The organism is Cryobacterium sp. TMT1-66-1, from assembly GCF_004403435.1.
GTDB lineage: Bacteria > Actinomycetota > Actinomycetes > Actinomycetales > Microbacteriaceae > Cryobacterium > Cryobacterium flavum.
This window is the reverse complement of sequence record NZ_SOGP01000022.1, coordinates 88,351-100,837: the sequence shown is the minus strand read 5'-3', so window position 1 is coordinate 100,837 and position 12,487 is coordinate 88,351. Positions and strand designations below refer to the sequence as shown.

The following is a 12,487-nucleotide window of genomic DNA, read 5'->3' as shown; positions in this document are numbered from 1 at the left end:
GCTGGCTCACGCACCGCCGGTTTGCGCACGGCTGGTTTGCGCACGGCTGGCTTGCTGGCCAACGGCTTAGCGGCGAGCGGCGCCGTCGACTCGGCTGCGCGGTTCGCGACAGACTCGTCGTCACGTTCGGGGTTGGGCGGCATAAAAGTCACTCCGCTAACCTACCAAGGACCGCTGCCCGGGGGCGCGGAAGACGTCGCAGCCACCGTTTCAACCTGTGAGCACGCTCCACGCCGGGTCACGAAATGGACACGTGCTGAGCAGATTCTTCCTACGGAACGACCCAACAGGTTATGGTGAGATTGACATAACGGTGTGTCTTTACGTGAACATGTGGGTGAATCCTAAGCAAACTCTTCGCAACTGAGTGGGTTTTGCGGCGTAGCCCCAACCATTCTTGAGGAGATAATCGTGACGACGCAGGCAAAAGTGCGCGCAGTCAAGACGCAAGTTGTCATTCTGGCGGCCGGCATGGGCAGCCGCCTTGGGCGTTCGCTGCCCAAGCCGCTCACCGAACTGAACGACGGCCGCACGATCATGCAGCAGCAGTTCGACAACATCAACCACGCCTTCGGCAACGCTGCCAAGGTCACGATCGTCGTCGGGTACAAACTCGAGCACATCATCGAAGCGTTCCCGCAGGCCTCCTTCGTCTACAACGAAGAGTACGATCAGACCAACACGTCGAAGAGCCTGCTACGCGCCCTGCAAGCGTCGAAGCCCGGCGGAGTGCTCTGGATGAACGGCGACGTCGTCTTTGACCCGGCCATTCTCGACCGCGCGGCCGCCATGATGGCCCGCGACCAGTCTTTCGTCACCGTCAACACCGACAAAGTGTCCGATGAAGAGGTCAAGTACACCACGAGTGCCGAAGGCTACATCAAGGAACTCTCCAAGACCGTCAAGGGCGGCCTCGGCGAAGCCGTCGGCATCAACTACGTGTCGAGCGCCGACAAGGCCACCCTCATCCGACAGCTAAGCAAGGTGGCCGACCAGGATTACTTCGAACGCGGCATCGAGCTGGCCATCGAGCAGAACCGCATGCTGGTGGAGCCGGTGAACATCTCCGATTTCTACGCCGTCGAGGTGGACTTCGCTGAAGACCTTGAGCGCGCCAACCTGTTCGTCTAACCGACACACCACACGACAAAACCCTCACGCTTCGGCGTGGGGGTTTTGTCGTTCTGGAAAGGTTTAACCGTTGCCATCGTGCCCACACGTCGCGGGTACAAGACGCCCCGAGTGAAGCCGGTGCTGATCGCGACGGGACCCATGCACGTGCGGTCGTGGTATGCCGACGTCGGCATAAGTCGTGGGACATTGCCGATCTGCGCACTCCGTGGCGAGGGAAGCCTTCAAGGCCCACTCGATCTTCGACATCTGGTCTCGCAAGATCGTCGGCTTCCGGGTCGAGAAGCGCGAGAGCAACCATCTAGCGGTGGACATGTTCGAGACCGCGTGGCGAGAGGCCGACCGCAAGCGTGAGCTCACACTACACGCCCACCACCAGAAGAACCCGGAATGATTCCGCACACAACCGAAAACACCCGCGCGAGCTGGCGTCGTCGGGATCAATTTGCCCGAGAAAATCGCCAGAAATCAACCCACGTGAGTCAAAACAGCTTGACGTTGATACTGGAAACAGCCGTTCGGGGCATGACCCTCAACTTGGCTGTCGGCCCCGCGAAGGGTCTGTCTTTGCTTTCGGCTTGCCCGGCGGATGCCGGATTCGCTCCACGCAAGGTAGAGAATGAAGGTGTCGAAGTGGGTCGACAGAACGATCGAACAAAAATGTGAGCGCGCCGCTGGCGTAGATTTGAACGAGGAGACTTTCAGAGGATGGACCGACGTGGCGAAGGATAGCTTGACCGACGACCGCGACACTCTAGAGGTCGAGACCGTGGTGTTGGTCGCCGAGGACGGAACGCCCATCGGTACGGCCGACAAAGCGCTCGTGCATGACCTCGATACTCCCCTGCACCTTGCTTTTTCCTGCCATGTCTTCGATGAGCACGGGCGCATTTTGGTCACCAGACGGGCGCTGATAAAAAAGGCCTGGCCCGGCGTGTGGACAAACTCCTTCTGCGGTCACCCGGCACCCGGTGAAACCCTGGCGGATGCTGCCCTGCGCCGGGCGAGCCATGAACTCGGCATCGGGCTGACCGAACTCACCCTGGTCTTGCCCGATTTTCGGTACCGTGCAGTCGACGCGGCGGGAATCGTGGAAAACGAAATATGCCCGGTTTTCACGGCAGTCACGGACTCGACGGTTGAGCCCCGTGCCGACGAGGTCATGGAATGGCGGTGGGTGCCTCGCGACGACCTTGTGATGGCGGTGCGCACCACCCCGTGGGCGTTCAGCCCCTGGCTGACCCTGCAACTTCCCCTGCTCTTCCCGCACGACTAGTTCGGCCCGATCGAACTCGGTTGTTTCACCCGCGAGAGTCAGCCCGGGACGAAAATGGCCACGTGAACGCTGCATCGGCATCCGGAGTTGCCCGCAATGTTGTGGTCAGTGCGCCGCTTCGCGCTTGGGCTCGAGATTATTCTGGTGACCGTCGGCATCGGCCTGGCCGCCCACTGTTTTGCGCGAGTCGGGCGCGCCCGACTCTAACCGGTGTCAACAGCAGCTCGCGGCTATGCCGCCCATCATTCTGCCAGAGCCTGGCCTCGTTTCTCAGGGAGTCCGAAGGTGCCGAGCGCGGCAACCACGAAGAACCCCGCGAAAACTGCGAAAAGCAGCCCCGTCCCGCCGGCCTCGCGCAGTAGGGGCACGGCCAGTGGTGCAAGGATGGCGGCAACGCGGCCACTGCCGGCCGCCCACCCCGCGCCAGTAGCCCGAATGCGAGTGGGATAAACCTCCGGTGTCACCGCGTAAAGCGCTCCCCACGCTCCGAGGTTGAAGAACGAGAGCAACATGCCCGCTGCGATCACTTGGCTGGTATCCGTTGCGATGCCAAACAGGGCAGCCGAACTGGCGGAGCCGATCAGGAAGACAGCGAGGGTGCTACGTCGGCCCCACCGTTCGATCAGATACGCCGATGCGGCATAGCCCGGAAGCTGCGCCACGGTGATGATCAACGTATACGCGAAGGAACGCACCAGCGAGAAGCCGGAGGCGACCAGCACGGTAGGCAACCAGATGAAAGCACCGTAATAGGAGAAGTTCACGCAGAACCAGACCAACCACAGGGCGGCCGTTCGGCCACGCAGGCTCGGCGACCACAGCGCGGCGAAGCCCCCTGTGGAATCTTTTCGTTCGACTCCGCCCTGAACGGCCGGGTCCGATTCTGGGGGCGGAACCGTTACTTTGGCCGAGAGTTCGAATCGGCGAACGGTCGACTCTGCCTTTACAAACCGCCCACGCGACTCGAGAAAACGAACCGACTCCGGAAGTCGCAGGCGCACGAACACGGCGTAGAGTGCCGGGGCCGCACCGACAGCCAAGGCCCAGCGCCATCCGTTCTCTGATGACGGCACGACGAGAAATCCGATCACGGCCGCTATGGTCCAGCCAATCGCCCAGAACGATTCCAGCAGCACGATGATGCGACCGCGAATCCGTGGCGGCGCGAACTCGCTAACGAGGGTCGAGGCGACCGGAAGCTCGGCTCCCAGACCGAGCCCCACGAGGAATCGCCAGGCGATCAGCACGGCCACCGATCCGGAAAGAGCGGATGCTCCCGTCGCCACGCCGTAAACGAGGAGGGTCAGCGCAAATACCTGGCGGCGTCCGATGCGGTCGGCCAATAGTCCACCGAGAACGGCGCCCACTGCCATGCCGACGAAACCGGCGGACGCGATCCAGGATAATTCCATGCCGGTCGTGTTCCATTGCACCGCTAATTGGGCCAGCACGAAGGAGATGAGCCCCACATCCATGGCATCCAACGCCCAGCCCAGGCCGGAGCCGACCAGAAGACGTCGATGCTCCCGCGTAAACGGCAGGGCATCCAATCGGGCGGTACGCGTCAATCGTGCCGGGACGTTCACGGGCACTGCTCGATTGACATTTGCGGGAACTTCGGCCACACGGTTTCCACTTCACTTGGACCAGAACAATCAACCAATATTTTACGCGCGTGATTACCGTGGCACCGAGCCCCGGCGCGGCAGCCGAGAAACGGTTACTGTGGCTGCGGCGCCTGCGTCTGGCGGGACGATCACGACTTGCCTGGCCGGAATATCGCAGCCGGCCGTTCGCACCAAAAGTTCGGCCGTTGGATCGGTGCCGCGTTTGATGACCGCGAGCGCGACCGTACCTAATTCGAAATGCCGGGCGACCGAAGTCACCCGCCCGACGATCTGGTCCGCACCGTCTTTGTTCGGTGCCACAACTTCGTCGCCGCGCGAGGGCCGCACACTGTGTTTATCAATACTGTGCGCATCTTCCGGGTAGAGCATCACGAGCCGGCGCGGGGGATGACCGATGTTGTGCACCTTGGCCACTGTCTGCTGGCCGCGATAACCGCCCTTGTTCAGGTGCACGGCTGTGCGCAACCAATCAAGTTCATGGGGAATCGTCTTTTCATCAACCTCCGAGGAAAAATGCGGCCGCCAGGCTGCTATGCGCAAGGCCTCGAGGGCGTCCAGTCCAGCGACAGGAATATCGGAGGCGACGATCCCCGCCAGGGCGCTTCGCGGCACCAATACCTCGCTGTAGGTCCAGCCCGCCGCCGGATGCCTGGTCGCCTTCGCGTACTGAAATCCACCCGGGCCAACGCTCATCCACCGGTCCCGCCAGACCACGGGAAGCCCATGAGGGGCCGTCACCGGAAGCGTCGGCTGGCCGAGGGTGCCGATGGTCGCGAATTCGATGGAACGATCCATCAGTTCTACCCGCAGCGCGAATTGCATGCTGCCCAACCATGTGAGCAGCCCTGCTACTTCGTTTCGCTCCAGCAGCAGCCACAGATCGGTTCCGTCATCAAACAGGCGCACCGCATAGTCGATCCGCCCGGTCATATTGAGTAGAAGGGTCTCCGAGGATTCGCCTTGCGCCAAACCGGCGACACTCTGGCTGGTCAATGAATTTATCCAGCTGAGGCGATCTGGACCGCTGATGGTAATCACGGCCCGGTGTGAGAGGTCCACGATCGCGGTTCCTGCAGCCAGTGCGCGCTGCTCGGCGAGCGGGTCCCCATAGTGGGCGGCCACTCCGGCATCGACCGCCTGGTTCGCACCGACCGCGCCGGGCCGGTTCAGAAATTCGTTGAACACGACCGGCGCGTTCCCGACGGAGATCTGCGGAGCGAGCATTCCCTGCGTTGAATTCATCTGTCTCCATTGGGCGCCATCAACTGCCCGATATTGTCGTGCCTGGTTAGTACATTCCGAGTTGGAGCCGAGCGGCTTCCGACATCCTGTCCTGGCCCCACGGTGGGTCCCAGACCAGTTCGATATCGATCTCGCCGACGCCCGGAACCGCCTGAATTGCGGTGCGGGCATCCTCTTTGAGCACATCGCCCATGCCGCAGCCCGGAGCGGTCATTGACATGTTGACTTCGACCCGGTGGGTGCCATCGGGCAGCGGCTCCGCCTGGCACAGATAGATCAGACCCAGATCGACAACATTGATCGGAATTTCCGGGTCGAACACGTTCTTGAGCGCATCGAGCACCTGGTCCAGGTCAAACGGACCGTCATTCATATTCACGGTTTCGGCGACCGGTCGGCTCAGACCGAGCGCGGCCGAGTCTTCGGCACTGATCCGAACGAGGTAGCCCATTGCGGTTTGGACGGTGACGCTCGCACCGAGGGTTTGCGTTATGACAACCTGCTCGCCGGCCTGAAGCAGCATCGGCTGCCCGCCCGGAATCACCGTCGCCTGGCAGCTGTGTTCGAGTTCGACGATCTTGTATTGGCCTGAGTCCATCGGCTACTTCTCCGTCCCGACGACACGGCTGCCGTCCGCGCGGTCGTCACCTTCCAGCGCATTGCGCAACGCCTGCCAGGCCAGGGAGGCGCACTTGACCCGGGTCGGGTACTCCCAGACGCCAGAGAGCACCGCGAGCTTGCCCACCTCGGCCAATGCCGCTTCCCCCTCGGATTCGCTGGTGAGCATGGTGTGCACGCGAGCGAACAGCGTCAGGGCTTCCTCCTCTGCCAGACCCTTGACGGCCATGGTCATCATGGAAGCGGATGCCTGGGAAATGGTGCATCCGCTCCCCGTGAAGGCAACGTCGGTGATGACGCCGTCGGTGAGTTGAATGGCGAGAGTCAACTGATCGCCGCATAGCGGGTTAACGGCCTCGATCGAGCACGTCGCACGGTCGATTGTGCGAAAATTCCGTGGCCGGCGGCCATGGTCGATGATCATTTCCTGATAAAGACCCGCGATTCCCGCACTCACCGAAGCGATCCCTGCGCCGGCCGTCATGGAGCGACCACAGTGGCGTCACTCCCGAACCGGGTGGCGACCACGCGTTCCAACTGGGCGCGCAGTGGATCCAACTCGATCCGGTCCACCATTTCGTGTACAAACGCGTAGATGAGCAGGCCCCTGGCCGCTTCCAGCGGGATGGCACGCGTCTGAAGGTAGAGCAGAGCCTCCTCATCCATTTGGCCCACCGCAGCACCGTGCGTGCACTTCACATCATCGGTATAGATTTCCAGCCGGGGCCTGGTGTCAACTTCGGCGCGGTCGGAGAGCAGTAAGTTCTTGTTCTTCTGGTTCGCATCGGTACCGTCAGCGCCATGGCGAACCATAATGTGGCCGTTGAACACACCGTGTGCCCGGCCGTCCAACACTCCCTTATACAGCTGGTGGCTGGTGCAGTCTGTCGCGGCGTGATCGACGAAGATCGTGTTGTCGTGGAGTTGATCGCCCTGGGGCAGGTAGACGCCGTCGAGGCTGACCTCGGCGCCGACGCCATCCAGTTGAACTCGCACCTCGTGCCGGGCGATGCTGGCGCCGAGCATGATGGAACGGGAAGAGAATCGGCTGCCCCGCCCTTGCCGCACGGACAGCAGCGCCACATGGAAAGCACTCGTCGGCTCGTTTTGCACCTTGTAGTGCTCAATGTGGGCGTCTTCGGCGAGGAGGAGTTCGGTGACGGCGTTGGTGCAATACACGTCGGAATCGACCCCGGCGTAGGTCTCGACGATCGTGGCACGAGAGTGCGAATCGGCGATTATCACCGAACGTGGACTGGATATCAGCGGGACTCCACCGGTGTCGGAGAAGTAGACCAGCTGAATCGGCTCGTCCACGATGGTGCCGCTGGGAAGATGAATGAATGCGCCATCCTCGGCCAGAGCGTCATTGAATGCTGCGAAGGCGTGACGCACTCCCGGTGCATGCGCGAAAAAGGGTTCGAGGCGGTCGGGCCCGGCTGCCAGCACCGCGGCCAGGGTCGTGACGACCGCACCGGCCGGCACCCCGGTCACTCGCGAGAATTCGGACGAGAAATGGCCGTTGACGAAGACCAACCGTGGACCACCGAGATCGACCGCAGCCTCGTCGATCATTTCTGCCGTCACCCGGCTGCCAGATGCCACCGTGGCGGCATCGAACGGTACGGCGAGGATCGGGGCCAACCCGGTGTATTTCCAGTCCTCATCCTTGTGGGTCGGGAAGCCGTGCTCACCCACCCACTGGAGGGCGGCTACCCGCGCCTCGGCGAGCCAGGCGGGATCACGCGCGCCGAGCCGAGGTTCGAAGCCAGCGAGCACTCCGCTGGCCGCGCTCAGAACGGTCATCGCGATATCCCGGCCGTGCTCAATCGACCTGCGTCAGCTTCCTGCGTACCGGTGTAGCCGTGCGCTTCGAGCTCGACGGCCAGGTCCTTGCCCCCGGAACGCACGATCCGGCCGGCGGTCATCACGTGCACCTGGTCGGGCACGATGTAGTCCAGAAGGCGCTGGTGGTGCGTGATGACAAGCATGCTGCGGCCTTCGCTCCGGAGGGCGTTCACCCCGCTGGCGACCACCCTTAGAGCGTCGATGTCCAAACCGGAGTCGGTCTCATCCAAAATCGCGAGTTTGGGTTCCAGGATCGCCATTTGCAGGATCTCGTTGCGTTTCTTTTCACCGCCGGAGAATCCTTCGTTGACCGAGCGATTCATGAAGGTCTGGTCCATCTCAACGAGCTTCATCTTCTCCTGAGCCAGCGCAAGAAAGTCCACCGGATCCAGTTCTTCTTCTCCACGCTGGCGGCGCAGGGAGTTCAAGGCCGTGCGCATGAAGTACATGTTTCCGACGCCGGGAATCTCGACCGGATGTTGGAAGGCCAGGAATACACCGGCGGCAGCGCGCTCTTCCGGTGACAAGGTCAGCAGGTCCTGACCCTCATACGTGACGCTGCCAGAGACCTGGTACCCCTCGCGGCCGATCAATACACTGGCCAAGGTGCTTTTTCCCGAACCGTTCGGGCCCATGATCGCGTGCACCTCACCCGGTTTCAGTTGCAGGTTCACCCCTCGCAATATTTCTTTGTCCTCGATACTGGCGTGCAGTTCTTCGATTTTCAGCATTAGCCAACGCTTCCTTCCAGGCTTACGGTTAACAGTTTTTGCGCCTCAACGGCGAATTCCATGGGCAGCATCTTGAATACTTCACGGCAGAAACCGTTCACAATCATCGACACCGCCTCTTCTTCCGGGATACCCCTCTGCCGGCAGTACAGGAGTTGTTCCTCGCCGATTTTGGAGGTCGATGCCTCGTGCTCAACCTGCCCGGTCTGGTTCTTCACCTCGATGTACGGAAGCGTGTGTGCACCGCTGTCCTTGCCGATTAACAGCGAATCGCACTGGGTGAAGTTGCGGGCTCCGACGGCCGAATGTCGCATGTCCACCAGACCGCGGTAGGTGTTCTGCCCGTGACCGGCTGAAATAGCCTTCGAGATGATGGTGCTCTTGGTGTTCTTGCCGATGTGCACCATCTTGCTGCCGGTATCCGCTTGCTGACGTCTGGCCGTCAATGCCACCGAGTAGAACTCGCCGACCGAGTTGTTACCCTTAAGAACCACGCCGGGGTACTTCCAGGTGATCGAGGAGCCGGTTTCCACCTGGGTCCAGGAAATCTTTGCGTTGCGGCCGGAAGCCATACCCCGTTTGGTGACGAAGTTGTACACGCCGCCGTTGCCGTCGGCATCTCCGGGATACCAGTTCTGCACCGTCGAGTACTTGATCTGGGCATCGTCCAGTGCCACCAGCTCAACCACGGCGGCGTGCAGCTGGTTCGTGTCACGAACGGGTGCCGTGCAGCCCTCGAGGTAGCTGACATAAGCGCCCTCTTCGGCGATGATCAGGGTTCGCTCGAACTGGCCGGTGTCGGCGGCGTTGATGCGGAAGTAGGTGGACAGCTCCATCGGGCAGCGCACGCCCTTAGGGATGTAACAGAACGAACCGTCGGTGAACACCGCAGCGTTCAGGCAGGCGAAGAAGTTGTCGTTGTACGGAACCACGGAACCGAGGTACTGACGCACCAGATCCGGATGCTCCTGAACGGCTTCCGAGAAGGAGCAGAAGATCACTCCAACCTCGGCCAACTTGTCTTTGAACGTCGTGGCAACCGAGACCGAATCGACGATCGCGTCGACCGCCACGCCGCTGAGACGCTCCTGCTCACCGAGCGAAATGCCGAGCTTGTCGAACATCTCCCGCAGCTCCGGGTCGACCTCGTCCATGCTCTCCACGCGTTTTTTCGGCTTGGGAGCGGCGTAGTAAATGATGTCCTGGTAGTCGACCGGCCCATAGGTCACGTGCTGCCAGGTCGGTGCCGTGAGCGTGGTCCAGTGCCGGTAGGCACGGAGCCGCCATTCCAACAGCCAATCCGGCTCATTTTTCTTGCTCGAAATCAGTCGGATGATGTCTTCGTTCAGCCCGCGGGGTGCGACGTCAGTTTCGAGATCGGTCACAAATCCATACTGGTATTCCTGGTTCGCTAATTCGCGGACCTCGTCAGAGATACCAGTCGAGGTTGTGGGTGCACTCATTTCGTCTCCATGTCAGTTGTTGTTGGCTGCGAGCAGCCCGATCGTTTCGGTCAGCGACGCTGTGAGGGAAGTGCCGCGATCAGCGGGTGATCCTTGGCGTATGGGCCGACCTTGGCCGCTCCACCCGGGGAGCCGATGTCGTCGAAGAACTCAACGTTGGCCTTGTAGTAGTCGGCCCACTGCTCCGGCACGTCATCTTCGTAGAAGATCGCCTCGACCGGGCAGACTGGTTCACAGGCTCCGCAGTCGATGCACTCATCGGGGTGGATGTAGAGCGCCCGGTCACCCTCATAAATGCAATCGACGGGGCATTCATCAATACATGCCCTGTCCTTGACGTCCACGCAGGGCAAGGCGATGACGTAGGTCACAGTACCTCCACCCCGAACACCGCCGGGACCTGGTCGAGAGCGTTGAGCAACACGGTGATCTCGGCCACCGTGTTGTAGGCCGCGAAGGTCACTCGCGTGGTCGCGGCCACGTCCAGACGCTGGTGCAATGGCCAGGCGCAGTGGTGGCCGACTCGCACCGCGACTCCGGCATCGTCGAGGATTTGGCCAACGTCGTGCGCGTGCACGCCGTCGACCACGAAAGACACCACACCGGTACGGTCCGCACCGTCGGCCGGTCCGACGACACGGATCCAGGGGCGTTGGGCCAGGCCGGCCAGCAGGACTTCGGTGAGGGCCTGCTCATGGGCGCTCACCCGTGGCATCCCCAACCGGGTCAGGTAATCACAGGCCGCAGCCAGGCCAACGGCCTGCGCGGCCACCGGGACACCCGCCTCGAAACGTTGCGGCGGCGCGGCGTAGGTTGAGCCTTCCATGTGCACGGTGTGGATCATCGAGCCTCCGGTGAGGAAGGGGGGCATGGCTTCCAGGAGGCCAGAGCGGCCCCAGAGCACACCGACCCCGAGGGGGCCGAACATTTTGTGGCCACTGAAGGCAAGAAAGTCGACGTCGAGATCGACGACGTCGATCCCCAGGTGCGGCACCGACTGGCTGGCGTCGAGCACGGTCAGAGCCCCGACCTTCCGGGCCCGAGCCACAATGGCCGAAACCGGATTGATGGTACCCAAAACATTGGACACGTGCGTGAAGGCGACCACCTTGGTACGGTCGCTGATCACCGTCTCCAGATCGTTCAGGTTTAAGCGACCGTCATCGGTGACACCGATCCACCGCAGGGTAGCGCCGCTGCGCCGGGCAAGTTCCTGCCAGGGAATGAGATTGGCATGATGCTCCATCTCGGTGATCACGATCTCGTCGCCCACGCCGAGCTTGAAGCGCGCCGCGACATCCGCTTCGACGCCGTCCATGGCCCCGGTAGCGGCCGCGTTGCTGAACGAATACGCCACGAGATTCAGGGCTTCGGTAGCGTTCTTGGTGAACACCACCTCGTTAGTTTGTGCGCCGATGAAGCGTGCAACGGTCGCGCGCGCCGATTCAAATGCTTCGGTGGCTTCCTCGGCCAGCTGATGAGCACCACGGTGAACCGCGGAGTTGTGTTGCTCATAGAAGGTGCGTTCGGCATCGAGTACCTGGTGCGGTTTGTGTGACGTGGCCCCGGAGTCGAGGTACACCAATGGTTTCCCGCCACGGACGAGACGCGAGAGAATCGGGAAATCGCTACGGATGGCGGCCGACTCCTCGATGCTGAATGCCGCGTTCGCGCCGACGTCAGAATTGATGGCCTCGGGGCGGGTGATCGGATGCACTCCCGTGATTAGTCCTGCACTGGTACTCATGCATTTGTCCCGTCGTTACAATTGTTCGTGTCGGAGCTGGTAGTCGTGGCCAGAGCGTCAAGGGGGATGAACGTCGCGCAGCTGTGTGCGCCCCCAGCCAGAGTCGTGCGTCGTTGAACCGGAACTCCGAGCAGCCGGGAGAATGCCTCGGTCTCGGCGTCGCAGAACTCCGGAAACTCGGCCGCGACATGCAGAACGGGGCAGTGCCCCTGACACAGCTGCACACCATTCGCTGGCAGGTCAGCTCCGACCGGCCGGATCGTCGCCGCGAAACCTTCATCGCTCAGTACCGACGCCAGTGCCTCTGCACGGGCGCGGACATCTCCGCCGGTCGAGGGCAGTTGTGCGGCGTAGCCTCGCTCGAGTTGTGCGCTGCGTTCACGGGCGAACTCGCCAACGGCATCCGCTCCGGCGCGTTCGGCGAGAAAGCGTAACGCCGAGGTCGCCACATCGGCGTAGTCAGCCCCCAGACCGGCATGACCGGACGCGGAGAGGACATAGGCGCGGGCCGGCCGGCCGCGGCCACCTGACGTAGCGGGCACGTGTTCTTCGACGGCCCCTTCCTCGGCGAGCTGGTCGAGGTGGCGGCGAACGGCGGCGGGCGTCAGTCCCAAGCGCGCGGCCAGATCGGCTGCGGTCAGTGGGCCATCCTCGGCGAGCATCTGCCGCACGCGGTCCCAGGTGCGTTCCTCCAGACCATTCGCTCCAGGGTTCGACCCGTCTGTGCCAGCGGTTCCGCGGCGGTGAGCTATTAACATGACATAAGCATGTCCTAATTCAGCTCGGCTGGCAAGTTAACGCGC

General features: G+C 62.1%; 14 protein-coding genes. 4 read left to right on the top strand and 10 right to left on the bottom strand.

All coding sequences use genetic code 11. From position 1 onward, the window contains the following. Positions 1 to 411 precede the first annotated feature (411 nt). From E3T29_RS15625 to idi, 4 genes are all read left to right on the top strand, one after another. Positions 412 to 1,131, top strand: coding sequence for a phosphocholine cytidylyltransferase family protein (locus E3T29_RS15625; protein WP_255410035.1), 720 nt, complete (start codon positions 412 to 414; stop codon positions 1,129 to 1,131). Between the two features lie 208 nt (positions 1,132 to 1,339). Further along, entirely contained in the window at positions 1,340 to 1,525 is a 186-nt protein-coding gene (locus E3T29_RS15620; protein ID WP_134346474.1) for a hypothetical protein, read from the top strand. After that, positions 1,522 to 1,797: a hypothetical protein gene (locus tag E3T29_RS19745; RefSeq protein ID WP_166792429.1), complete on the top strand. Its 276-nt coding sequence runs from the start codon at positions 1,522 to 1,524 to the stop codon at positions 1,795 to 1,797. The genes E3T29_RS15620 and E3T29_RS19745 overlap by 4 nt, the downstream gene beginning before the upstream one ends. Before the next feature lie 52 nt (positions 1,798 to 1,849). Further along, positions 1,850 to 2,407: an isopentenyl-diphosphate Delta-isomerase gene (gene idi / locus E3T29_RS15615; RefSeq protein ID WP_241987854.1), complete on the top strand. Its 558-nt coding sequence runs from the start codon at positions 1,850 to 1,852 to the stop codon at positions 2,405 to 2,407. Positions 2,408 to 2,649: 242 nt separating this feature from the next. Here the strand turns inward: idi and E3T29_RS15610 are convergent, their stop codons facing one another. The 10 genes from E3T29_RS15610 to E3T29_RS15565 all read right to left on the bottom strand — a co-directional run bounded on the left by E3T29_RS15610 (position 2,650) and on the right by E3T29_RS15565 (position 12,442). Next, positions 2,650 to 3,999 (bottom strand): MFS transporter, encoded by a 1,350-nt coding sequence (locus E3T29_RS15610; RefSeq protein ID WP_370449186.1) that lies wholly within the window; start codon positions 3,997 to 3,999, stop codon positions 2,650 to 2,652. A gap of 87 nt (positions 4,000 to 4,086) precedes the next feature. Next, positions 4,087 to 5,259, bottom strand: a complete 1,173-nt coding sequence (locus E3T29_RS15605) for a folate-binding protein YgfZ (RefSeq protein ID WP_134346472.1) — start codon at positions 5,257 to 5,259, stop codon at positions 4,087 to 4,089. A 64-nt stretch (positions 5,260 to 5,323) separates the two neighbouring features. Beyond that, the gene (gene sufT / locus E3T29_RS15600) at positions 5,324 to 5,875 is read right to left on the bottom strand and encodes a putative Fe-S cluster assembly protein SufT (protein ID WP_092341482.1); all 552 of its coding nucleotides are present in this window, start codon (positions 5,873 to 5,875) and stop codon (positions 5,324 to 5,326) included. A gap of 3 nt (positions 5,876 to 5,878) precedes the next feature. Then, the gene (sufU, locus tag E3T29_RS15595; RefSeq protein ID WP_174776434.1) at positions 5,879 to 6,379 is read right to left on the bottom strand and encodes a Fe-S cluster assembly sulfur transfer protein SufU; all 501 of its coding nucleotides are present in this window, start codon (positions 6,377 to 6,379) and stop codon (positions 5,879 to 5,881) included. Then, positions 6,376 to 7,701 carry a Fe-S cluster assembly protein SufD gene (gene sufD / locus E3T29_RS15590; protein ID WP_198417773.1) on the bottom strand — a complete coding sequence of 442 codons (1,326 nt, stop codon included), beginning with the start codon at positions 7,699 to 7,701 and terminating at the stop codon, positions 6,376 to 6,378. The genes sufU and sufD overlap by 4 nt, the downstream gene beginning before the upstream one ends. Next, complete coding sequence (gene sufC / locus E3T29_RS15585; protein ID WP_092341484.1) at positions 7,698 to 8,474, bottom strand: Fe-S cluster assembly ATPase SufC; 777 nt, start codon at positions 8,472 to 8,474, stop codon at positions 7,698 to 7,700. Before sufC ends, sufD begins: the two co-directional genes overlap by 4 nt. Beyond that, on the bottom strand, positions 8,474 to 9,937 hold the full coding sequence (gene sufB / locus E3T29_RS15580) for a Fe-S cluster assembly protein SufB (protein ID WP_134346471.1): 1,464 nt from the start codon (positions 9,935 to 9,937) through the stop codon (positions 8,474 to 8,476). The genes sufC and sufB overlap by 1 nt, the downstream gene beginning before the upstream one ends. 50 nt (positions 9,938 to 9,987) lie before the next feature. Next, the gene (fdxA, locus tag E3T29_RS15575) at positions 9,988 to 10,308 is read right to left on the bottom strand and encodes a ferredoxin (RefSeq protein WP_092341486.1); all 321 of its coding nucleotides are present in this window, start codon (positions 10,306 to 10,308) and stop codon (positions 9,988 to 9,990) included. After that, positions 10,305 to 11,684, bottom strand: coding sequence for a SufS family cysteine desulfurase (locus E3T29_RS15570; protein WP_134346470.1), 1,380 nt, complete (start codon positions 11,682 to 11,684; stop codon positions 10,305 to 10,307). Before E3T29_RS15570 ends, fdxA begins: the two co-directional genes overlap by 4 nt. After that, positions 11,681 to 12,442 carry a metalloregulator ArsR/SmtB family transcription factor gene (locus tag E3T29_RS15565; protein ID WP_092341488.1) on the bottom strand — a complete coding sequence of 254 codons (762 nt, stop codon included), beginning with the start codon at positions 12,440 to 12,442 and terminating at the stop codon, positions 11,681 to 11,683. The genes E3T29_RS15570 and E3T29_RS15565 overlap by 4 nt, the downstream gene beginning before the upstream one ends. Positions 12,443 to 12,487: the final 45 nt, after the last annotated feature.